The organism is Zobellella aerophila, from assembly GCF_039539325.1.
Taxonomy (GTDB): domain Bacteria; phylum Pseudomonadota; class Gammaproteobacteria; order Enterobacterales; family Aeromonadaceae; genus Oceanimonas; species Oceanimonas aerophila.
Genome location: NZ_BAABCX010000002.1, coordinates 808,025 through 829,829, shown reverse-complemented (window position 1 = coordinate 829,829; position 21,805 = coordinate 808,025). Strand labels below are relative to the sequence as shown.

At 58.4% G+C, this 21,805-nt stretch carries 18 protein-coding genes and 1 rRNA gene; 12 read left to right on the top strand and 7 right to left on the bottom strand.

Translation table 11 applies throughout. From position 1 onward, the window contains the following. Positions 1-94 precede the first annotated feature (94 nt). The 4 genes from rrf to ABD806_RS11470 all read left to right on the top strand — a co-directional run bounded on the left by rrf (position 95) and on the right by ABD806_RS11470 (position 4,506). A 5S ribosomal RNA gene (rrf, locus tag ABD806_RS11485) occupies positions 95-209 on the top strand. A 597-nt stretch (positions 210-806) separates the two neighbouring features. Next, a complete protein-coding gene (locus tag ABD806_RS11480) occupies positions 807-2,240 on the top strand; it encodes a nucleobase:cation symporter-2 family protein (protein WP_344958035.1) in 1,434 nt (477 codons plus the stop codon). 119 nt (positions 2,241-2,359) lie between these two features. Continuing rightward, positions 2,360-3,703 (top strand): 8-oxoguanine deaminase, encoded by a 1,344-nt coding sequence (locus ABD806_RS11475; RefSeq protein ID WP_344958033.1) that lies wholly within the window; start codon positions 2,360-2,362, stop codon positions 3,701-3,703. 98 nt (positions 3,704-3,801) lie between these two features. Further along, entirely contained in the window at positions 3,802-4,506 is a 705-nt protein-coding gene (locus ABD806_RS11470) for a phosphatase PAP2 family protein (RefSeq protein WP_344958031.1), read from the top strand. 30 nt (positions 4,507-4,536) lie between these two features. Here ABD806_RS11470 and ABD806_RS11465 read toward each other — a convergent pair whose 3' ends face one another. Beyond that, complete coding sequence (locus tag ABD806_RS11465) at positions 4,537-5,715, bottom strand: molybdopterin-binding protein (protein ID WP_344958029.1); 1,179 nt, start codon at positions 5,713-5,715, stop codon at positions 4,537-4,539. A 143-nt stretch (positions 5,716-5,858) separates the two neighbouring features. On the opposite strand from ABD806_RS11465, the gene metA reads away from it, so the two are divergent. Next, positions 5,859-6,803 (top strand): homoserine O-acetyltransferase MetA, encoded by a 945-nt coding sequence (metA, locus tag ABD806_RS11460; RefSeq protein WP_344958027.1) that lies wholly within the window; start codon positions 5,859-5,861, stop codon positions 6,801-6,803. Positions 6,804-6,898: 95 nt separating this feature from the next. Here the strand turns inward: metA and ABD806_RS11455 are convergent, their stop codons facing one another. Further along, positions 6,899-8,185, bottom strand: coding sequence for a cation:proton antiporter (locus ABD806_RS11455; protein WP_344958025.1), 1,287 nt, complete (start codon positions 8,183-8,185; stop codon positions 6,899-6,901). Positions 8,186-8,449: 264 nt separating this feature from the next. Here ABD806_RS11455 and metH point away from each other — a divergent pair, with 264 nt between their 5' ends. The 3 genes from metH to ABD806_RS11440 all read left to right on the top strand — a co-directional run bounded on the left by metH (position 8,450) and on the right by ABD806_RS11440 (position 14,187). Then, on the top strand, positions 8,450-12,130 hold the full coding sequence (metH, locus tag ABD806_RS11450; RefSeq protein WP_344958023.1) for a methionine synthase: 3,681 nt from the start codon (positions 8,450-8,452) through the stop codon (positions 12,128-12,130). Between the two features lie 261 nt (positions 12,131-12,391). After that, positions 12,392-13,630 (top strand): serine hydrolase, encoded by a 1,239-nt coding sequence (locus ABD806_RS11445; RefSeq protein ID WP_344958021.1) that lies wholly within the window; start codon positions 12,392-12,394, stop codon positions 13,628-13,630. Positions 13,631-13,800: 170 nt separating this feature from the next. Continuing rightward, positions 13,801-14,187, top strand: a complete 387-nt coding sequence (locus ABD806_RS11440) for a DoxX family protein (protein WP_344958019.1) — start codon at positions 13,801-13,803, stop codon at positions 14,185-14,187. Between the two features lie 501 nt (positions 14,188-14,688). Here the strand turns inward: ABD806_RS11440 and ABD806_RS11435 are convergent. Next, complete coding sequence (locus ABD806_RS11435; RefSeq protein WP_425583114.1) at positions 14,689-15,177, bottom strand: methylated-DNA--[protein]-cysteine S-methyltransferase; 489 nt, start codon at positions 15,175-15,177, stop codon at positions 14,689-14,691. A gap of 47 nt (positions 15,178-15,224) precedes the next feature. Here ABD806_RS11435 and ABD806_RS11430 point away from each other — a divergent pair, with 47 nt between their 5' ends. Next, entirely contained in the window at positions 15,225-15,587 is a 363-nt protein-coding gene (locus tag ABD806_RS11430; RefSeq protein WP_344958015.1) for a hypothetical protein, read from the top strand. Between the two features lie 38 nt (positions 15,588-15,625). Here ABD806_RS11430 and ABD806_RS11425 read toward each other — a convergent pair whose 3' ends face one another. After that, on the bottom strand, positions 15,626-15,937 hold the full coding sequence (locus ABD806_RS11425; RefSeq protein ID WP_344958013.1) for a YqfO family protein: 312 nt from the start codon (positions 15,935-15,937) through the stop codon (positions 15,626-15,628). A gap of 14 nt (positions 15,938-15,951) precedes the next feature. After that, positions 15,952-16,518, bottom strand: a complete 567-nt coding sequence (locus tag ABD806_RS11420) for a PhnA domain-containing protein (RefSeq protein ID WP_344958011.1) — start codon at positions 16,516-16,518, stop codon at positions 15,952-15,954. A gap of 137 nt (positions 16,519-16,655) precedes the next feature. Here ABD806_RS11420 and ABD806_RS11415 point away from each other — a divergent pair, with 137 nt between their 5' ends. Continuing rightward, entirely contained in the window at positions 16,656-18,365 is a 1,710-nt protein-coding gene (locus ABD806_RS11415) for a chloride channel protein (RefSeq protein WP_344958009.1), read from the top strand. A gap of 230 nt (positions 18,366-18,595) precedes the next feature. On the opposite strand, the gene ABD806_RS11410 is transcribed toward ABD806_RS11415, so the two are convergent. Both ABD806_RS11410 and ABD806_RS11405 read right to left on the bottom strand, forming a co-directional pair. Continuing rightward, the gene (locus tag ABD806_RS11410; protein ID WP_344958007.1) at positions 18,596-19,492 is read right to left on the bottom strand and encodes a PA2778 family cysteine peptidase; all 897 of its coding nucleotides are present in this window, start codon (positions 19,490-19,492) and stop codon (positions 18,596-18,598) included. Between the two features lie 35 nt (positions 19,493-19,527). After that, entirely contained in the window at positions 19,528-19,923 is a 396-nt protein-coding gene (locus tag ABD806_RS11405; protein ID WP_344958005.1) for a PA2779 family protein, read from the bottom strand. 424 nt (positions 19,924-20,347) lie between these two features. Between ABD806_RS11405 and ABD806_RS11400 the strand changes: the two genes are divergently transcribed. Both ABD806_RS11400 and ABD806_RS11395 read left to right on the top strand, forming a co-directional pair. Then, the gene (locus tag ABD806_RS11400) at positions 20,348-20,917 is read left to right on the top strand and encodes an ABC transporter ATP-binding protein (RefSeq protein WP_344958003.1); all 570 of its coding nucleotides are present in this window, start codon (positions 20,348-20,350) and stop codon (positions 20,915-20,917) included. Beyond that, complete coding sequence (locus ABD806_RS11395) at positions 20,914-21,720, top strand: ABC transporter permease (RefSeq protein WP_344958001.1); 807 nt, start codon at positions 20,914-20,916, stop codon at positions 21,718-21,720. The genes ABD806_RS11400 and ABD806_RS11395 overlap by 4 nt, the downstream gene beginning before the upstream one ends. Positions 21,721-21,805: the final 85 nt, after the last annotated feature.

Below are 21,805 nucleotides of genomic sequence, written 5' to 3'. Positions count from 1 at the left end.
AGTGTGAGGCCTTGCGGTCGAGACTACAAAGCAAGAATGGTTCATCAGTTTTCCAGATGTTGTTGACCCAGATTGGTCAACAACCCAGTTTATGCCTGGCGGCGATAGCGTTGTGGTCCCACCTGACCCCATGCCGAACTCAGAAGTGAAACGCACCCGCGCCGATGATAGTGTGGCAGCTGCCATGTGAAAGTAGGTCACTGCCAGGCACCCAATTGAAAAGCCCTTCACCGATGTGAAGGGCTTTTTTGCGTTTCTGCCGCCGGTCTCTTCACATGACAGATAATACCAGTCTGATTAAGTGATTAGTCATATTTATTGCGTATAGCTCGAGAGCCGGCTCTCTGACCGACGTGCAAGTGGAAATTAAATAGCCCACCTTGTAACCATCCCCACATTTAATCCAATCGGCTCTAGCCATGTCCGAGTAGGGTGCTGCTGTGTTTATCTCTCCCTCTTGGCCTTTGTGCCCCAAGTCACCGCCAAGCATATCGATCGGATTACCCATTTATTTTCACCGGCAGCAAGCTGAGATCGAGGCTTGTGTCGGTACGGCTTCCTATTTTGGATGCACTTGGTGTATTTTAATGGATATATATTTTTTGACATTGTGTACATATTTTAAAAAATAAATTAACATCCTTGTATCTGTTGATGTATTATTAAGTGGGCTTGCTGCCAAGCGACGGGCTATGCAGGAAGATAAAAACGAGCGATCAACCCGTGACGTGAAAGTTGATTCATACTAGGTGTGTCACACTGCCAAGGGATTTTCAGCCTTGGCGAGAACTAACAAAGGATCTGTTATGACCCAAGATGTAACCAAGGAAACCGGCAAGAACCATGACTTGCTGTATTCTCTGCATGATAAACCTGGATTTTTGCCATCCTGTTTCGCCGCGCTGCAGCATGTGCTGGCCAGTTTGGTTGGGGTTATCACGCCGACCCTGATCGTGGGGGGCGTTTTGGGCCTGGGTGAGCATGTGCCCTATCTGATCAGTATGGCGTTGATGGTCTCCGGTGTCGGGACCTTTATCCAATGCCGACGCATTGGTCCGGTGGGGGCGGGAATGCTGTGTTTACAGGGCACCAGCTTCGCATTTCTGACTGCTATCTTATCGGCCGGAATGATAGTAAAGAGTCGTGGTGGCACGCCGGAAGACATCCTGGCCACTATATTTGGTGTTAGCTTCTGTGCCGCTTTTATCGAAATTTTCCTGAGCCGCTTTATTCATAAGCTGCAGAATATCATTACCCCCGTGGTGACCGGCACTATCATCATCCTGATCGGTATTCCTCTTATCAAGGTGGCGATGACTGATATAGGTGGCGGTTTTGGGGCTGAGAATTTCGGAGCCCTGGACAACCTGATGCTGGCAGGGATTGTGCTGGTGAGTGTTATCCTGCTCAACCGTTCCCGTAATCCCATGATCCGTCTGGCGGCCGTTGTGATTGGTCTGGTGCTAGGTATGGTTGTGGCCTTATTCATGGGGCGCCTGGATTTTTCTCACCTGAGCAGCCTGCCGCTGGTGTCGATCCCCATGCCCTTTAAGTTTGGCTTCCAGTTTGATCTGGCCGCCTTTATTCCGTTGGCCATACTGTTCTGCGTGAGTGCCATGGAAACCACGGGTGATCTGACGGCTAACTCCACTATCTCCAGAGAGCCGGTTGCAGGACCCGTTTACCTGAACCGTATTCGTGGTGGCGTACTGGCTGATGGGATTAATTCCATGATTGCCGCCACCTTCAATAGTATGCCATCCACCACCTTCAGCCAGAATAATGGTGTTATCGCTCTGACCGGGGTGGCCAGCCGTTTTGTCGGTATCTATATCGCGGCTATTCTGGTGATTATGGGCCTGTTCCCGGTCATCGGAGGCGTGTTGCAACAAATGCCCAAGCCGGTGCTGGGTGGTGCAACCCTGATCATGTTCGGTACTGTGGCGGTGGCTGGTATCCGGGTACTTTCCCATGCGGAGCTGGATCGTCGCAATATGATGATAGTTGCTATCTCCGTCGGCCTGGGTATCGGGGTGTCCACTGTGCCCACGGTGTTACAGGAACTGCCCAAAACCGTGGCCAACATCCTGAGTTCTCCTGTTGCAACCGGTGCTATTTCAGCCATCCTGCTGAGCATTATTTTGCCTAAGAACATCAAGGACGAGGCGATAAAGCACTCCGAGGAGGAGGCGCCGGTGGACACAAAAAAAAAGTTAACTAGCGCAGGCCAGGATGCCTGACCCCATTGCTGCCTGTTGATCAGCAGGCTCAATACCCTGACGTACCTTCCCGGATTGTGCGTCAGGGTTTTTTACATCCGGGTGATGCCAACTTTCATTAATATGGAGTCGAAAGTCTGATGCAAAACCCCAACGCTTTATGGATTAAACACCCGCTTGCCGCACTGAGTCCCTCCTATTCCGGTGGTGTGGTTATCAAAGAGGGTAAGGTTGCCGAACTGGTCGCTGCCGGCCAGCAACCCACCTTGCCGGTGGATGCCACCTTTGATGCCCGTGAACATGTGCTGTTACCTGGGCTGGTGAACGCCCATCATCATTTCTATCAAACCCTGACCCGGGCCCATCCGGTAGCCTTAAACAAGGAACTGTTTTCCTGGCTGGTTTCTTTATACCCGGTCTGGGCCAGGCTGCATCCGGAAATGGTAGAAGTCTCAACACAGCTGGCCCTGTCGGAACTATTGCTGTCGGGCTGCACCACCGCCAGTGATCATCATTACCTGTTTCCCCAGGGCTTGGAAGATGCGATTGATATCCAGCTTGCCCAGGCCGAACGATTGGGAGTGCGGGTACATTTGACCCGAGGCTCCATGAGTCTGGGGCAGGAGCAGGGTGGTTTGCCCCCCCAATCCACGGTGCAGTCGGAAGCCACGATTCTTGCTGATAGCGAGCGGCTGATCCGCCGTTATCATAGTGCTGAACCCGGCGCCATGAGCCGGGTCGCGCTGGCACCCTGCTCTCCCTTTTCGGTCAGCTCCGAGCTGATGAAGGCGTCCTCCGAACTGGCCACCCGCTATGGGGTACAACTCCATACCCACCTGGCCGAGACCCACGATGAGACCGAGTTCTGCCTGAAAATGTTCGGGATGAGGCCGGTCGATTATCTGGAATCGGTCGGCTGGCTGAACGACAGGGTCTGGCTGGCCCATGGTATCCATTTCAATGAAGAGGAAATCCGGCGGCTGGGCAAGGCCGGCGTCGGTATTGCTCACTGCCCATCCTCCAATATGCTGCTGGCCTCGGGCCAGTGCCCGACGCTGGATCTGGAAGCGGCCGGCTGCCCGGTGGGAATAGGCGTGGACGGTTCGGCTTCGAATGACTGCTCCAATATGATATTGGAGGTGCGGCAGGCTTTGCTGTTACAGCGGTTGCGCTATGGCGCCCGTCGAATTACCCATCAGAAGGTGCTGGAATGGGCCACCCGCGGTTCGGCCGCCTGTCTGGGACGGGATGACATAGGTGAACTGGCGGTGGGCAAACAGGCGGATCTGGCTCTGTTCAAGCTGGATGAGATCCAGTTCGCTGGCGCCGGTGATCCGCTGGCCGCGCTGCTGCTCTGCGGGGCCCATCGTGCCGACCGCATGATGGTGGCCGGTAAGTGGCGGGTTATAGATGGTGCCATTTGTAACCTTGATATAGAGGCACTCAAGGCCCGCCAGCGGGAGCTGGCCGCCAAGCTGTTGTAATCAAGAGGAGCCGGCGTTAGCCGGCTTTTTATGGTCGGCTAACTGTCATCTTTTCTGCTATAAGTAGCGCTTCTTATCAACCGCATACAATACTCTCTATGGCATGGGATTTTAAAGGTTTCGGCATACTCCACGGCCTGGCGTTTTTATTATTTTTCTCCTGGTTCTACGGTTACTGGCAGGCGCTGGATGAGGGTGTTTTCTGGTTTTTTAATGACTTGCTGACCCGCGTTCCCGGCTGGGCCGAGGGGGTGGCGTTTATCAATCAACGCTGGATAGACGGTGCCGTGGCATTGTTGATGATGTTGTTTGTATTCCGTTTCGCCTGGTTGCTATCCTGGGTTGAGCGAGTGCGGCTACTGTGTCTGTTGCTGATCATGGCCGGTGCCTTTTCCATCCAGGCCGCTGTGGGTAAAGCCCTGCCTATCGAGAGAGCAAGCCCGACCCTGAGCCATGAGAATGCAGCCCGGGTGAGTCTGCTGGTGCCGGATATCAAGGCAAAAGATGCCTCGGGGGACGCTTTTCCCAGCGATCACGGTATCGGCTTTGCCACTTTCCTGTTATTCATCTGTTACCGTTTTCCCCGCCGCTATCTATATGCCGTGATGCCCCTGGTGCTGATGCTGGCCATGCCCAGGATGCTGTCCGGTGCCCACTGGTTTACCGACTTTTTCTGTGGCTCGGTGCCCCTGGCCCTGCTAACCGGGGCCTGGTTATTCCATACGCCACTGTCCGGGCGGCTGGTCAATATGATGAGTGGTTTGGTGATGAGGATACTGATCCGCCTTAACCGACTCGGCTAGTTGCTATACAGGGGGCTGGGCCCCCTTGTGTCAGGATGCCAGTATCAGACGTTCGCTGCAGGGCAGGATATCGTAGTCAACCATCACTTCCAGCCCGCTGAGATGGCGGCGCAGCATGTCTAGTGCGGCGAAGGCCAGCAGTTTGCGGCGGGAGAGCGGATCGCGAAACTGGACTCTCAGCGTCTGGGCATGGCATCCGCCAGCGGTGAGCAGGGCCAGGGGGACGCCCTGGGGTCCTTCGGCGCCGATGGCCAGTGCCAGCTCCCGGCTGGAGCCCAGCAGCCATGTTGCTAAATCACGCGCTTCGTCAGGTAAGCCGCACAGGTAATGGCCTTCAAACTCGGGGGTGATGGTACTGATGGTATCCGTAAGCCGGCCACCGCTGGCCTCCTCAAACAAGGTCAGGGCCTGGTTGGCCAGCAAGGGGCCCAGGCTGGTCTTGAAATCCAGCTCCCCCCTTGCCAGCAGGTGTCTGCCCACCTCGTCCAGCAACTGTTGTTCTGCCTGCTGCACGGCGGCAGGCGAGGCCTGCTCGATGATCAGCTTGACCTCTATGGTCGGCAGGCTGGCGCGGTAGCCCAGGGTAATTCCCGGCTGCCAGGCTTTGCTGTCCAGGCGATCGCTCAAGCCTGATTCGGAAAGGCCAAACAGGAAGAAGCGGCGTACCTCGCTGGCGCCCTGTCGGCCAAACAGCCGGACCAGGCGGGGCGTGACTTCTGCAGCCATCATATTTTTCAGTTCGGACGGCACCCCCGGGGTAAAGATAAAGGTGGCGCGGTTGAGTTTGACGGCAAAGCCACAGGCGGTGCCAAGCGGGTTGTCGATGACCTCGGCGCCGGCAGGCAACATGGCCTGTTTGATATTGCTTTCGGGCATGGGCCTGTTGCGGGCGCCGTATTTGGCTCGCATGACCTCCAGCCAGTGCTCGTTCAGCACCAGAGGCACTGCGGCGGCCTCGGCCATTGCCAGGGCGCTGATATCATCGGAAGTAGGGCCCAGGCCCCCGTTGACGATGATCAAATCCGCTTCATGGCTGCGTTGCTCGAACAGCTGCACCAGATCGGCCTTGTCATCGCCAACGGTAAAGCGGCGTCTGACCTGCCAGCCCAGCTCCAGCAGTTGCTGGGACAGCCAGCCGGCATTGGTGTCGGTAATCAACCCGGTCAGTACTTCGTCGCCGGTACTCACCAATTCAATCACTGGGTTCATTATGGTGTCCTTGTTATGGGTCTGCCGGGATTCTAGCGCAACTTGCCGATCCCGCCCATGTCAGGGATGACAACCGCCACCCCTTTGTTGTAGATTTCTGGATGTCTAGACTTTTTTACCGATACTGCTCAGGGAGTAAGCACATGCCCATCAAGATCCCGGATCGCCTGCCCGCGGCCAATGTCCTGACTCAGGAAAATATCTTTGTGATGACGGAGTCCCGTGCTGCCCATCAGGATATCCGTACCATGCGGGTACTGCTGCTTAACTTGATGCCAAAAAAAATAGAAACCGAGAACCAGTTGTTAAGGATGCTCTCTAACTCGCCCTTGCAGATAGATGTGGATCTGTTGCGCATCGATGACAGGGCCTCGAAGAATACGCCTCAATCTCATCTGGAAAACTTTTATTATGATTTCGAGCAGATCAAGGATGAGTATTACGACGGCCTGATTATCACCGGTGCTCCCCTGGGACTGACCGATTTCTGCGACGTGCTCTATTGGGACAAGATAGAGCACGTGATCGAATGGGCGAAAAGCCATGTGACCTCCACCCTATTTTTATGCTGGGCGGTACAGGCGGCATTGAAAATCCTCTATGGGGTCGATAAGCAGACCCGGCTGGAGAAGTTGTCCGGTGTCTACGAACATCAGAAGCTGGCTGAGTTTGAGCCACTGGTGAGGGGTTTTGACGATGTGTTTCTGGCTCCTCACTCCCGCTATGCGGACTTTCCGATCGAGCTTATTCAGGAGCGCACCGATCTGAATATATTGGCGGCGTCGGAGCGGGCGGGGGTGTATCTGGCGGTCAGTCCGGATCGGCGGCAGGTGTTTGTCACCGGCCATCCCGAGTACGATGCGGGTACCCTGCATGGTGAGTATCTGCGTGATCTGTCGGCCGGCCTTGAGCCCGCCATCCCGGAAAATTACTTTCCGCAAAATAACCCGGATAATGCACCAAAGGCGACTTGGCGCAGCCACGGCCATCTGCTGTTCGCCAACTGGCTGAATTACCATGTCTACCAGCTGACCCCTTACGACCTGCGTACCCTGAGCGCCGAGGGCCAGACCCTGACCCGTTACTGACGATACTTTCCGCCGGTGTGTAGGCCCTCAGTGACGGGGCCCGGGAAACATGGGTTTCGCCGGGCCACGGCCCTTATCGATACCAGCGCTATGTGCTAGCCGAATTCGCTGGGTTTTTCCAGCGCCTTGGCCTTGTTGATCATGGGGGTGATGGTCATGCCCTGCACTATGATCGAGAAAATGACTATGGCGTAGGTCATCATCAGGATCAGATCGCGCAGCTCCACCTGGCCGTTGGCCCCAAGCTTGATGCCGGCCGGGATCGACAACGCCATGGCCAGTGACAAGCCGCCGCGCAAGCCGCCCCAGGTCAGGATGCGCACCGAATACTTGTTGTAGCTGCGAAAGCGGCGGAACCCCAGGTAAGGGACGGCAACGCTGACAAAGCGGGCCGCCAGTACCAGCGGTATGGACAGCAGCACCAGGATCCAGGCCTGCCAGTGAAATTGCACTAGCAGCATGGCCAGGCCGATCAGCAGGAACAAGAGGGCGTTGAGGAATTCGTCCATCAGGTGCCAGAAATGATCCAGGTACTTCTGACTCTGCTCGCTGAAGCCGGTATGGCGGGTCCAGTTGCCGATCATGATGCCGGCGACCACCATGGCCAGGGCGCCGGATACACCCAGCATATTGGCGATGGCGAAGCCGGCGGTCGGTATGCACAGGGTCATCAGCAGTTCCATGGAGCCATCATCGGTGGCGCTGATCATGATGTGGGACATCAGTCCCAGCAGGCCGCCAAACAGAATGCCGCCGATGGCTTCATGGGTGAACAGGGCCAGTACCGAGCCCATGCTGGTCTCATGGCCGTTGAAGGCCACGGCGAAGATGGTCAGGAATACCACCAGGCCGATACCATCGTTAAACAGCGACTCGCCTTCAACCTGGATGGCGATCTGTTCCGGTGCGCCCAACTTCTTGACGATTGCCAGCACGGCGATGGGATCCGTGGGTGAGATGAGGGCACCAAACAACAGGCAATAGACAAAGGGCAGGGGAATGGAGGCGATAAAGGCCAGCAGCCAGAGACCGACGGCCACGACCATGGTCGACAGCAATACTCCCAGGATAACCAGGGTGGTAATTTCCCATTTCTGGGTTTTGAGTGCCGACAGGTTGATGCCCAATCCGCCGGCAAACAGCAGGAAGCCGAGTATCCCCTTTAGCAGAAAATCCCCGAAATCCACCGTCTTGAGGGTGGCCACCGCATGCAACTGCAGTTCGGGCCAAGTGGTTTTACCCAGGATCAACATCAGGATAGAAATGGCCAGGGCACCCGAGGTGATGGCAATGGTGGTTTGTATTCTCGTTATATACTGGTTGACGAAGGCGATGGTGATCGCCATCGCCGCTAAAATACACAAGGTGTAGTAAACGCTCATTAAGGCACTTCCGGTTGTTATTTTTAATCATTGGCAAGCTAGGTTTCCGGTCTTCGCCGGATGCGCATAGTTTGCCCTATTTCTACCGCTGGTCTCTAGTGAAAACTGCTATATAAAGATAAAAATTCAGGCGTCATCCTAATTATCTTCCCGGGGCTCCGGAGGCCAGTCTCGCTGGCCTTATAGATGGCTGGATTTCTAATGGCCATTTTTGTGATAGCATGGAGTCCGCCCGCAGGAATCATGTTGTTACAGGAGTCAAAAGTGTCCAATTCCCCGGTTTTTTCCCAACTCGAGCAGGCGCTCGCCGAACGCATTTTGATCATAGATGGCGGCATGGGCACCATGATCCAGTCCCACCGTCTGGATGAGGCCGCCTACCGGGGGGAGCGCTTCGCCGACTGGGCGTCTGATCTGAAAGGCAACAACGATCTGCTGGTGCTGACCCAGCCGGAGATCATCGCCCGGATCCACAGCGACTATTTCGCCGCCGGCGCCGATATCGTGGAAACCAATACTTTTAACGCCACCACCATCGCCATGGCCGATTACCAGATGGAAAGCCTGGCGGCGGAGCTTAACCTGGAGGCGGCCAGGCTGGCGCGCAGGGTTGCCGATGAGTGGACCGCCAAAGAACCCCACAAACCCCGTTTTGTGGCCGGGGTGCTGGGCCCGACCAACAGGACCGCTTCCATCTCACCCGATGTGAATGACGCTAGTAAACGCAACGTCACCTTCGATCAACTGGTGACCGCCTATACCGAAGCGGCCCAGGCGTTGATCGAGGGTGGTGCCGATCTGCTGATGATCGAGACCATCTTCGATACCCTGAACGCCAAGGCGGCGGTATTCGCTATCGAGGGACTGTTCGAGCAGCTGGACCGGCGCCTGCCGGTGATGATTTCGGGCACTATTACCGACGCATCCGGTCGTACCCTGTCGGGCCAGACCACGGAAGCCTTCTATAACTCGCTGCGTCATGCCAAGCCGATTTCTTTCGGCCTGAACTGTGCCCTGGGGCCCGATGAGCTGCGCCAGTATGTGGCCGAGCTGTCCCGCATCTGTGAAACCTATGTCTCGGCCCACCCCAACGCCGGCCTGCCCAATGCCTTCGGTGAATATGATCTCGAAGCGGAAGAAATGGCCAGCCATATCAGGGAATGGGCCGAAAGCGGCTTCTTGAACCTGGTCGGCGGTTGCTGTGGCTCGACCCCGGAACATATCAGGGTAATGGCCGAGGCGGTGGCCGGCATCAGCCCCAGGGCCTTGCCCGAGCTGCCGGTGGCCTGCCGGCTGTCGGGTCTGGAGCCGGTGACCATCACTCCCGAGAGCATCTTCGTCAACGTCGGTGAGCGGACCAATGTCACCGGCTCGGCCAAATTCAAACGGTTGATCAAGGAAGAGAAATACGACGAGGCACTGGAGGTGGCGCTGCAACAGGTGGAAAGCGGCGCCCAGATCATCGACATCAACATGGATGAGGGCATGCTTGACGCAGAGGCCTGCATGACCCGCTACCTCAACCTGATCGCCGGTGAGCCGGATATCTCCCGGGTGCCGATCATGGTCGATTCCTCCAAGTGGGAAGTGCTGGAAGCCGGTCTCAAGTGCATCCAGGGTAAGGGTATAGTCAACTCCATCTCCATGAAGGAGGGGGAGGACAAGTTTATCGAACAGGCCAAGCTGGTGCGCCGCTACGGTGCCGCGGTGATCGTCATGGCTTTCGATGAGGTGGGTCAGGCCGACACCCGGGAGCGCAAGTTCGAGATCTGTCAGCGCGCCTACCGAATCCTGGTCGATCAGGTGGGCTTCCCGCCGGAAGACATCATCTTCGACCCCAACATCTTCGCGGTCGCCACCGGCATCGAAGAGCACAACAACTATGCGGTGGATTTTATCGAGGCGGTGAAGGACATCAAGACTCACCTGCCCCATGCCATGATCTCCGGCGGTGTGTCCAACGTGTCTTTCTCGTTCCGCGGTAACGATGCGGTACGCGAAGCTATCCATGCGGTGTTCCTCTATTATGCCATCAAGAACGGCATGGATATGGGCATCGTCAATGCCGGACAGCTGGCCATCTACGCCGATATCGCGCCCGAGCTGAAGGAAAAAGTGGAAGCCGTGGTGCTCAACACCCATGAGGGTGCCACCGAAGAGTTGCTGGAGATTGCCGAGCGCTACCGTGGCAGTGGCGGCCAGGCGGCGGATCCCCGGGATCAGGAATGGCGCAGCTGGCCGGTGAACGAGCGTCTGGCCCATTCCCTGGTCAAGGGCCTGACCGATTATATCGAAGCCGATACCGAAGAGGCCCGGGCCCAGGCGGCACGGCCCCTGGACGTGATCGAAGGTCCGCTGATGGATGGTATGAACGTGGTCGGCGATCTGTTCGGTGAAGGCAAGATGTTCCTGCCCCAGGTGGTCAAATCTGCGCGGGTGATGAAGCGGGCGGTGGCCTATCTGAATCCTTTTATCGAAGCTAGCAAACAGGCCGGACAGAGTAACGGCAAGGTGGTGATGGCGACGGTGAAGGGCGATGTGCACGACATCGGCAAGAATATCGTCGGCGTGGTGCTGCAGTGTAATAACTTCGAGGTGGTGGATCTGGGGGTGATGGTGTCCTGTGAGCAGATCCTCAAGACGGCCCGGGAGACCAATGCCGACATGATCGGCCTGTCTGGTCTTATCACCCCGTCCCTGGATGAAATGGTGCATGTGGCCAAGGAAATGCAGCGCCAGGGCTTCAAGATCCCGCTGCTGATCGGCGGCGCCACCACTTCCAAGGCACACACGGCGGTGAAGATAGAGCAGAACTACGACGAGCCCGTGGTCTATGTGGCCAATGCCTCCCGTGCCGTGGGTGTAGTACAGACCCTGCTCAGTGCCGAAAACAAGCCTGCCTTTGTAGAGCGGTTGGATCAGGAGTATGAAGTGGTCCGTGACCAGCATGCCCGCAAGCGACCCCGTACCCAGCCGGTGACCCTGGCCCAGGCCCGGGCCAACAAGGTGGCCATCGACTGGCAGTCATATACGCCACCGGTACCGGCCAAGCCGGGGATCCATGAGTTTCACGATGTGCCCGTTGCGGTACTGCGGGAGTATATCGACTGGACACCTTTCTTCCTGACCTGGTCGTTGGCGGGCAAGTATCCGCGCATCCTCGAGGATGAGGTGGTGGGTGAAGAGGCCAAGCGCCTGTTTGCCGATGCCAATGCCCTGCTGGATAAGCTGGCGGCCGATGGCGAACTGCGATGCTCGGGGGTGATGGGCCTGTTTCCGGCCAACAGCGTTGAAGACGATGTGGAAGTCTACACCGACGAGTCGCGCAGCAGGGTATTGCATACCCTGCGTTTCCTGCGTCAGCAGACCGAGAAGAAAGACGGTTTCCCCAACTATTGTCTGGCCGATTATGTGGCTCCCAAGGGCAGCAAACCCGATTATGTAGGCGCCTTTGCGGTGACCGGCGGCATCGGCGAGGATGACATCATCCGCCGCTATAAAGAGGCCCATGACGACTATAACGCCATCATGGCCAGTGCCGTTGCGGATCGCCTGGCGGAGGCGTTTGCCGAGTATATGCACCTGTTGGTACGGCGCGAATACTGGGGCTATGACCCCGAGGAGTCGCTCAGCAATGATGAGCTGATCCGGGAGAAATACCGGGGTATCCGCCCGGCACCCGGCTATCCGGCCTGCCCGGAACACACCGAGAAGGGTACCCTCTGGCAGTTGCTGGACGTAGAGCCCCGCATCGGTATGAAACTGACCGAATCCTTTGCCATGTGGCCGGGGGCGGCGGTGTCGGGTTTTTATTTCTCCTACCCGGATACCCGTTACTTCGCGGTGGCGCAGATCCAGGAGGATCAGCTGCTGGATTATGCCGAGCGCAAGGGTATGACCCGGCTGGAAGCCGAAAAGTGGCTGGCGCCTAACCTGAGTGAATAGCAAGCAAGGCGCCAGACGGCGCCTTGCTTTTAAATATCGGCAATGGAATACGCTCGGGGGATTCACAAGCGTAAATTGCGATATATGATTAGGGTATCCGACTCTGAAACGGACAAGTTCTGTCGCTTGGTTCCAAATGCTGTCGCGTTTGTACGAGTCGGCATCAGAGGTAAGGGAAAATTAAAGGGTAAAAGCTGGACAGTTTGATATTCGTCACGTAATTTCTGCCGGCTTTTTCAACATTCAGAGAGGATAGATCCCATGTTTGCTTTAGAAGGTGCGGGGAAGAAGGGGTTTTTTATCCTTGCCACCATATTGCTTATCTCCCTGTTTAGCCAAGCACAGGCTAACCCCCGCTACGCCGCTATCGTGGTGGATGCCAATACGGGAGAGGTGTTGTATGCCGCCCACGCCGATGCTCCCCGTTATCCCGCCTCTCTGACCAAGATGATGACCCTCTATCTGCTGTTTGAGGCGATGGAGCAGGGCAAGCTGACCCTGGCCAGCAAGATGCGGGTGTCGGCCCACGCCGCTTCCATGCCGCAGACCAATCTGAGCCTGCGTGCGGGAGACGGTATACTGGTGCGCGATGCCATTCCCGCCCTGGTGGTGCGTTCGGCCAACGATGTGGCTGCCGTGGTTGCCGAAGCCCTGGGAGGCAGCGAGCGGAACTTTGCCCGGATGATGACCGACAAGGCGCATAAGATGAATATGAAAGATACTCAGTTCCGCAATGCCTCCGGTTTGCCCGACAGCCAGCAAAAGACCTCGGCACGGGACATGGCGACGCTGGCGCAGCGGCTGATGCAGGACTTTCCCAAGTATTATCATTATTTCTCCACGGCTTCCTTTCATTATCGCGGCAAGACCTACACCAGCCATAACCGGATAGTGCGCAGCTATCAGGGGGTGGACGGCCTGAAGACCGGGTATATCCGGGCCTCTGGCTTCAACGTGGCCACCTCGGCCAAACGTGGCGACAAGCGGCTGATCGCCGTGGTGATGGGGGGCCAGACAGCCCACTCCCGTGATCAGCATATGGCCCAATTACTCGATCGCGGCTTCGTCCGTGCCTCAGGAAAACCGCGGGTCGTGCAGAGGGTAATCGAGGCTGCTCCTGCTCAACCAAGCGTCAGACCTCAACCCTCGGCCTCGGTGAAATATGAGATCAAGCCGGCGCCCCTGATCAGCAAATCAGCCGACACCCTAGTGTTACAGCGGGAGGAGAGGCCGGTCCCGACCGGGCAAACCGAGGTTCTCCTGGGTTCTGATTGGGCCGTTCAGGTCGGCTCTTACCACGGGCATGAACGGGCCAGGGCTCAGGCCGTAGCTGCGACCAAGTGGGTACAGGGAGAAGTGGCGGTCAGCGAGGTGGAGATCAGTAATCGCAAGCTGTTCCGTGCCCGTCTGGTGGGCCTGCAGGAGCAGCAGGCACGTAACGCCTGCCTAAGTCTGTCCCGACAGGGGATGGATTGCCTGGTGGTCGGGCCGCACGGCTGAACCGTGGGCAGTGAATAGATATAAATAAGGCGCTGTTCGGCGCCTTTTTTGCTTATTATTACTGAGTGTTCGGGGGATCTCCGGGAGCCCCGTTCAGGCGGTAAACGGGGAGGCACTGTGTTCCTCCATTCCCGGCGAGGATTGCTGATAAATAACAGTGAGGAGTGGTTATGGCGGAAAATCCGGATCTGGGCAAATTGATATTACGCCTGACATTGGGTGTATTAGTCTTGTTTCATGGGGTCAGCAAGGTGTTTGGCGGTGTCTCGGGTATCGAAAACATGCTGGTAAGCAAGGATCTACCGGCGATCCTGGCATACGGTGTTTATGTGGGGGAGGTCATAGCGCCTCTGATGCTGATCATCGGCTATTACAGCCGGGTCGGGGCCGCGCTCATCGTGGTTAATATGCTGTTTGCCTTGGGGCTGGCCCATTCCGATCAGTTTTTTATGCTGGGTGATTCGGGCGGCTGGCGACTCGAGCTACAGGGATTCTTCCTGCTGACCGCGGTGGCGGTGATCCTGCTCGGGCCGGGCAAATACAAGTGGCGGCACTAAGAACCTCAATGGCTGCCACAGTGGCAAAGAGGAAAAAGGGGGACGACATCATGTCATCCCCCTTTTGGGTCGCCTTACCGGTTCAGTCCCTAAACCAAATTGCTCCCTGCAATCCCTGACTTTACCTTAATCCTTAAGGTGTTCCTCTTCCCGTTCCTTCGGTGTGTCCCTGGTCGTCCTGACCGCGTGTCATCCTGACCCGCTCGACTGTCTCCATCCTGGAGGTGTCCTTTACCGCATCCTGCGGTGCTCCTTTCGCCTTTCCTGGCGGCCTGTCTTCCTGACGGACCTCCTCGCTCCTTGCGGGAGAGATAATAGCCTAACTGAATTCCTGCTCAAGCGAGTGGAGGTAGGCCGGAAAGAGTGTATAACCGGGTTTTTTTTATAACTTATTGTATTAAATGTGTATTTTTAATTTTCAGGCGTTTATTCCGTAAGTAGAAAACGTTTTATCTGTCGCTTCGTTGAGAGATCTCTTACAAATTGGATCGTGTTTATCTGCTATATGCTCGCCCATGATCCGGCCGGGCCTGATTGACCGGCCTCATGACGCAACAGCCAGGACTTGCGTTCCAGCCCGCCGGCATAACCGGTCAGCTTGCCATTGGCCCCGATCACCCGGTGGCAGGGGATGATAATCGGAATGGGATTTCGGCCGTTCGCCGCCCCCACGGCGCGTACGGCCAAGGGGCTGCCGATATGCAGGGCGATATCTCGATAGCTGCAGCGTTCCCCATAGGCCAGTTGCTGCAGGGCCTGCCAGACTCGCCGCTGGAAGGTGGTTCCTTGTGGATCCAGGGGTAGGGAGAAGCTGTGCAGGTTACCGGCAAAATAAGCTTCCAGCTGGGCACTGGCCTCAATCAGCAGGGGAGTGGTCGCCGGCTGATGAAACTCCGGCTGATCCAGGAAATCAATGCGGATGATGGCTTGGGGTGTGGCGGTAACCTTTAACTGGCCACAGGGGCCGGACAGGGTGCAATACATAACTATTCCTCTTATGCCGTTAGCTGGACTATATATCATGGATAGTTATTGGCTTGGGACTGATATCAAGCCGGTTACTTCATCCTTTCTGTGAACATTGTCGCCGGCTCAGGCGCACCCCGGTGGTGCAGAATGAATATGTGATCTTCGGCGAGCTGGGGCCGGAGGCCTTCGAGCAGATAGTGGTCAGGCTCGACAGACGTTTCGGCCACCTGCAATACGGCAGGCAGGGGGATGGCTGGATATGGATAAACTATGCCCATGACCGGATAGAAATCGATATCTTCGGTGCCATGGTACTGGAGGTCAAGGGGCGGCGGTGGGACTACGGCGTTGCCCGGGAGGTTTTCCAGCAGCTGGACGGCGCATGGATCCGACGGATCTTTATGCCGCCCAGGCTGGATCCAGGGCGGTAATGGGCGGCGCCGTTCAGTGTCGGTATAAGGCCTAGCCCCTAGAAATCACTCAGGGGCCAGACATCGAAGGCGGGCTCTTCATAGGGATGGGCCTTGCGCAGGGCGGCGACGGCCTCGCGGATCAACGCATCTTCGCATACCAGCTCCACACGTACCTCTTTGATTCGCTCCAGTTGACCAGCCCGGCCGATAAAAGGCCGGGCACTGACCAAGGGCCGGAATTGGCCCATGCCCCGGGTTTCGAAGCAACATCGATCATAGTCGCCTATTTTACCGGCCCCGGTGGCGAATACAGCCTCCTTGACCGATTCGAGTTGGGCGTCCGGGACAAAGAATACCAGCTTATACATGGGCCGCTCCTGGTTCAGGCTTTTTTCAGGAACTTGGCGACCAGCACGATTTGCACCCCGTTGACCTTGCCTTCGATATGTTCGGGATTGTCGGTCAGGTTGATGTTTTTCACCAGGGTGCCGCGTTTAGCGGTAAAACCGGCACCCTTGACCTCCAGATCCTTGATCAGGGTGACCGAGTCTCCCACCGCCAACCGGGCGCCATTGCTGTCCAGGGTGGGGAGCCTGTCGTCGTCATCCTCGGCCATGCCGGCTTCGGCCCAGCCCTGGAGTTCCGGATCCAGGTAAAGCATATCGAGCAGATCCCGGGCCCAGACTTCGGCAGACAGCCGTTTGAGCATGCGCCAGGCCATGATCTGTACCGCGGGTACTTGGCTCCACATGCTGTCGTTCAGGCAACGCCAGTGATTCAGATCTTCCGGCTTGTCGATCTGGTCATGGCAGGTACCACAAAGCAGCACGCTGTTATCGGCACCGTCATCCGCGGCCGGGGGGATCTGGTACGGGGTGAGCCGGTGATTGGCACCGCACAGTTCGCACTTGCCGCCGCTGCGTGCCGTCAGTTGTTGTTCAATACTCATCGTTGTGATCGCCCCAGTCGATAAAAAGTGGCTGGACTATAGCACAATGGCCGTCCCAAGGCCGGGCAGCATGGCTGTGGTGAGCAGCTCCGGATCTGGTTATGCTTGTGTACAAGGCTTCTTATCCGGCGGAACCCATGTCTCAGTCGAAAAGCAGATTACGGCGGCTCTTTTTCGGGCCGTCGCACAGCCTGTTACCCCTGGTATTGCTCGGCTGCGTGATCGGGGTGGCTGCCGGCTTGGTGATGGCCAGTTTCCTGACCCTGCTGAACATGACGTTGGGCTGGCTGAACGGGGCCTCGCTGGAAGATTTTGAGTCTCTTCCCCCCCTCTGGCGGCTGGGTCTGCCGGTATTCGGCAGCCTGCTGCTGATCGGCCTGTATCGGGTTACTCCTGTTTCTGCCCAGTCGGTCGGGCTGCCCCATGTGCTGGAGCGCCTGCAGTTCGGCCAGGGACGACTGCCGGCAGCCAATATCGCGTTTCAGTTTGTGGGGGCCTTGATTGCCCTTGGCTCGGGGCAGAGCATCGGCCGCGAGGGACCGGCGGTGCACCTGGGCTCGGGGGTGGCCAGCTTGTTCGGCCAGTATGCGGGCCGGCCGCCGAGCCAGCTGCGGCTGTTGATCGGCTGTGGTACGGCGGCAGCCATTTCTGCCGCTTTTACCACTCCCCTGGCCGGGGTGCTATTCGCCATGGAAGTGGTGCTGATGGAATACAGCCTGCTGGGGTTCGCCCCCATTATCGCCGCGGCCATCACCGCCTCGGCTTTTACCGAGGTGCTGTTGGGGCCGCATCCGGTGCTGGAGCCGGTCCAGCTGGCTCTCGCTGGCTACTCCGACATTCCCGGCCTGCTGTTCACCGGCATCTGGGTCGGGCTGGTGGCGGTGCTGTTCCACCACTTGGTTCGGCTCTTCCTGCGGTTTCCCATCCAGTCGAAGGGGCCCCGGCTGCTGCTGGCGGGCATCATCACCGGTGTCCTGGCCCTGGTCGCCCCGCAGATCCTGGGCTCCGGATACGATACCATCAATACCACCCTGGTCCAGCCAATGCCTTGGCTGCCGTTGCTGCTGCTGCTGCTGGCCAAGCTGATCGCCACGGCGGCGGCGATCGGCCTGGGGGTGCCGGGGGGACAGATAGCGCCTAACCTGATGTTGGGAGTCTGTGCCGGTGGGGTGGCGGGAGCCGTGGTGCCGGGCGCTTCCGAACCTGGCCTCTATGCTTTGCTGGGCATGGCCGCCATGATGGGGGCCGTGCTCCATGCTCCGCTGGCGGCCCTCGCCACGGTATTGGAGCTGTCGCTCAGTGCCGAGGCGATGTTTCCGGCCATGGTGGTGGTGCTCAGTGCCAACCTGGTATGCCAGCACGGGTTTCGGCTGCCGTCCCTGTTGCTGACCCTGCTCGAGGCGCGGGGGCAGGTGTTGCAGACCCATCCGGTATGCACCGCCCTGGCCCAGCGCTACCTGTCGGAGCTGGCCTGTTTTCAGTTTGCCGGGGTGGATGCCGACACCGGTGAGGTGCCTGCCGGGGTGTTGCGGCAAAAGCCGCAGTGGGTCGTGGTGTGGTTGACCGGGCAGCCTTATCTGGTCAATGGTCCGCGCTTTAAAGAGATGTACCTGACATGGCGGCAACAGCCGGATGGAGTATCCCTTAGTCAGACACTTGCTCCGTTGTTGGCCGACCGCCACCGGCTGATTGAGCTGGCCGAAGACGCCACCCTGCTGGCCGCCATCAAGACATTGCAGCTGGAAGAAACGGCCGGCTTCCTGTTGCCCGTCGGTCGCCAGGGACTGGGGCTGGTGACCCGGGCTCAGCTGGTCGGAATGCTCACCACCGAGGGCCACGTCTATTGAAGCGCGGGGCCACAGAATCCTGGTTCAATGCCTCGGGTCTGTCCCATTATTGTGCATTCATTGTGCTGAAGCTATACCGCTTCGGGGCAAGGCGCGCATCGCGCAGTTTAGTGGGTCCACGTCAGCGGTAAGCAACGAGGCCACGGAGCGGCATGGCCTCCGTGGATCCTGTCGGGGCGGCGACGAAATCATGAACGGTAACTGGGTACACCCTCGCAAGCAGGGGCGGCTCAGTCGCGCCCCAGTTGTTGCAGGGCCTGTCTGGCATGGCTTTGCCATGGTCCTGGTAATGCGGCGGCCCGGTGCAGGCTGTGGGCTGCCGCTTGCGGTTGCTCCTGGGCCGCTTGCGCCAGGCCCAGGTTGAGCCAGGCGACGGCGAGATCCGGTGCTTGCTCGGTGGCCTGGCGAAAGGCATCGATCGCCGCCTGTTGCTTCCCGGTGGCATAGAGGGCATTGCCCAGGGCAAACCAGCCCATGGCATGAGTGGGCCAACGCCTGACCAGGGCCTGCCAGGCCGGTAGTGCGGCCTCGGCGCCGGCCATCGGCTCAAACGCGGCTATGCTTTCGGTCGCCTGCTGCGCCGTGATGGTCTCCGGCAGTTGTCCCGGTGGCAGGGCAACCATGGCCCAGCGACCACCGCGTGCCCAGGTGGTGTCAAAACGGCCCATGGCCATCGGCTGGTGCGATTGTTCGCCGCTGTGCAGGAGAAGCTGGTCCCGTTCCTGGTCGTAACCTATCACCACCGCGTAATGCCACAGCGGCCAGCGCGGCAGTGACAGGTTCTGCAGTACCACGACGGGGTGGTCGGCGGCGACTTCGGTGAGCAACACATCCAGGCTGCCGGTCAGCGGGTAGCTGATCCGTCCATGACGACGCACGGTGGACAGCATTTCCGGCTGTACGCTGCCGGAACGACCGGGTACAAATACCTGGGGGATCAGCTGATCCACGCCGATCCGGACTCCGCTGGCATTGAGCACCATGGCCAGCGAAGCGGGGCCACATTGATAGTCACGCTGGCCATGGAAGGGCACTCCCGCGATATAGGCGGTGGCCGGCAACCGACCCGCAGCCTCTGCTGAGGGCCGGGGAGAGGCGCAGCCGACCAACAGCCACGTCAGCAGCAATGGCAAAACGCCCGCCAGGCGGCGCTTTGTGCCCATCAGCGGGTGAAGGGGAACACTTTGGTCAGCCCCAGCAGGTCGGTGACCAGCAGGATAATAAACACGGTGAGCAGGGCGCCGACCACGGCATTGGCCCCGGCTGGCATATTATCCAGCTGTTCGGCCATCTGATGAACTTCCTGATCGGACAGGGCCGCTACCCGGGCCTCGACCTCGGGAAGTTCAACGCCGTAGGCGACCAGCTGTTCACGCACGTCGGCGCGGGCCAGCAGCGCATCGATGCGTTCACGGTCGGTGTTGACCTGTTCGGTATTCAGAACCGTCTGGGTGGAGATCAGCTGGCTCGGCTGGGCCTGTGCCGCCAGCGGCACTGTGCCCATGATCAACGAAACGATCAGTAGGGGGTTCATTATCCGGCAGATTCGCTGCATCATTATTATTCTCCTGGAAGTGGTGATGGATGGGATGGGGACGCCCTGACATGAGCCTCATGCCAGCGTTCCGTGCCATATCCCGCCATTAGTATAGACCCGATGGTAGGGCCGGATTTTCATTTAAATAACAGCAAAATCAAGGACTGCGTCCGCAAGTCAGGGGATCCTGGCCAGCGCTTTCCCGCTTCCCCGCCATCTGGCAAGGCCTGGGCCGGGTTTTAGTTATATCCGCACTGCGACAACAACAGACACGGGAGCCGGTTCGGCCTATGCTCTGTATTATGATGAGCATCGGCAGGCTTGGCAGAAGGAGCAGCCTTTGTGGGCATATGATTCTCGGGAAAGCGAAGCTAAAGGTGTTGAACGCGTAAGCGGGTCTCAGGGGGGAGCCGATACCCGGGGACTGAGGTTGGAGCAGGTATCCGTGGGCGCACTGACAGCGGTTTCCCTGTCTATCGCACCGGGAGAGATTGTTTGCCTGTCCGGCCCCTCGGGCTCGGGCAAGAGCCGGTTATTGCGTGCCATCGCCGATTTGGATGACCATGGCGGGGAGATCTGGCTGGGTGATGTGGCTCAGGCCGCCGTCAAGGCCCATCGTTGGCGGGGCTGGGTGATGCTGGTTCCGTCCGAAAGCCCCTGGTGGGCGGAACGGGTAGACGAGCACTTCGCCGACCACCGAGATCTCGCCAGGGAGTTGACGGACTTGGGCCTGGAACCTGGGGTACTGGGTTGGCAGGTCGGGCGCCTGTCATCCGGCGAAAAGCAGCGGCTGGCCCTGCTGCGGGCCTGTTCTTATGGTCCCAGGGCCCTGTTGCTGGATGAGCCGACCGCTAATCTGGATCCGGAGCTGACCTTGCACACCGAGGGCTGGCTTGGCCGCTGGACACGCAGGCAGCGGCTGCCGGTGTTGTGGGTCAGCCATGACAGGGCCCAGATAGGGCGAGTGGCGGATCGCCATTACCATATTCAGGGTTCTCAGCTGGAGCATCGATGATGGGGGTTATCGAGTTAAGTTGGTGGCAGCTGGGTCTGGCGGCACTGATGGTGCTGGCATTGGCAGCCTGTTCCCATCTGGCGCGGTTGGGCATCGCCCAAAGCCTGCTGCTTGCGGCGCTCCGTACCCTGTTGCAACTGGCGCTGATCGGTCTGGTACTGGAAGCCCTGTTCTCGGCCGCAGCCTGGCATTGGGTGGTGCTGATGGCCATGGTGATGCTGCTGGTCGCCGGCCGGGAGGTGATGGCCCGGCAGAAACGGCGGCTGGCCGGTGGCTGGACCTTTGGCATCGGCACCCTTTCCATGTTCGTATCGTCTTTTACCGTTACCGCGTTGACCCTGACCCTGATCATAGGCCCTGAGCCCTGGTATACCCCCCAATATGCCATTCCCCTGTTGGGCATGATGTTGGGCAATACCATGACCGGGGTGGCGTTGAGCCTGGATCGGCTGACCGATTCGGTCTGGCGGCAGAAGGCTCTGCTCGAAGGTCGGCTGATGCTCGGTCAGGGCTGGAGTCAGGCGATCGGCGATATTAGGCGAGAGGCGATGCGCGCTGGTATGATCCCGACCATCAATGCCATGGCGGCAGCCGGGGTGGTCAGCCTGCCCGGCATGATGACGGGGCAGATACTGGCGGGCAGCCCGCCGGCGCTGGCGGTGAAATACCAGGTACTGGTGATGTTCATCATTACCGTGGGCACGGGTTTCGGTACCCAGGCGGCGGTATCGGTGGCCAGCCGACGGTTGTTTGATGAGCGGGAGCGATTGCGGATAGACAGGTTAACCAGGGCCAGGCATTAGGGTGTGTCCCGTTACTGTTAATGATTTCGTCGTCGCGCCCTGTTGGGCCGTGACCCTCAGCGTAATTAATGTACAGCAACGGACA

What these genes read in the sequence shown, in the direction of transcription:
- ABD806_RS11420 (WP_344958011.1), bottom strand. Translation starts at nt 16,518, where the DNA reads ATGAGTATTGAACAACAACTGACGGCACGCAGCGGCGGCAAGTGCGAA.
- ABD806_RS11415 (WP_344958009.1), top strand. Translation starts at nt 16,656, where the DNA reads ATGTCTCAGTCGAAAAGCAGATTACGGCGGCTCTTTTTCGGGCCGTCG.
- ABD806_RS11455 (WP_344958025.1), bottom strand. Translation starts at nt 8,185, where the DNA reads ATGAGCGTTTACTACACCTTGTGTATTTTAGCGGCGATGGCGATCACC.
- ABD806_RS11465 (WP_344958029.1), bottom strand. Translation starts at nt 5,715, where the DNA reads ATGAACCCAGTGATTGAATTGGTGAGTACCGGCGACGAAGTACTGACC.
- metA (WP_344958027.1), top strand. Translation starts at nt 5,859, where the DNA reads ATGCCCATCAAGATCCCGGATCGCCTGCCCGCGGCCAATGTCCTGACT.
- ABD806_RS11470 (WP_344958031.1), top strand. Translation starts at nt 3,802, where the DNA reads ATGGCATGGGATTTTAAAGGTTTCGGCATACTCCACGGCCTGGCGTTT.
- ABD806_RS11475 (WP_344958033.1), top strand. Translation starts at nt 2,360, where the DNA reads ATGCAAAACCCCAACGCTTTATGGATTAAACACCCGCTTGCCGCACTG.
- ABD806_RS11440 (WP_344958019.1), top strand. Translation starts at nt 13,801, where the DNA reads ATGGCGGAAAATCCGGATCTGGGCAAATTGATATTACGCCTGACATTG.
- ABD806_RS11445 (WP_344958021.1), top strand. Translation starts at nt 12,392, where the DNA reads ATGTTTGCTTTAGAAGGTGCGGGGAAGAAGGGGTTTTTTATCCTTGCC.
- ABD806_RS11425 (WP_344958013.1), bottom strand. Translation starts at nt 15,937, where the DNA reads ATGTATAAGCTGGTATTCTTTGTCCCGGACGCCCAACTCGAATCGGTC.
- ABD806_RS11480 (WP_344958035.1), top strand. Translation starts at nt 807, where the DNA reads ATGACCCAAGATGTAACCAAGGAAACCGGCAAGAACCATGACTTGCTG.
- ABD806_RS11395 (WP_344958001.1), top strand. Translation starts at nt 20,914, where the DNA reads ATGATGGGGGTTATCGAGTTAAGTTGGTGGCAGCTGGGTCTGGCGGCA.
- ABD806_RS11405 (WP_344958005.1), bottom strand. Translation starts at nt 19,923, where the DNA reads ATGATGCAGCGAATCTGCCGGATAATGAACCCCCTACTGATCGTTTCG.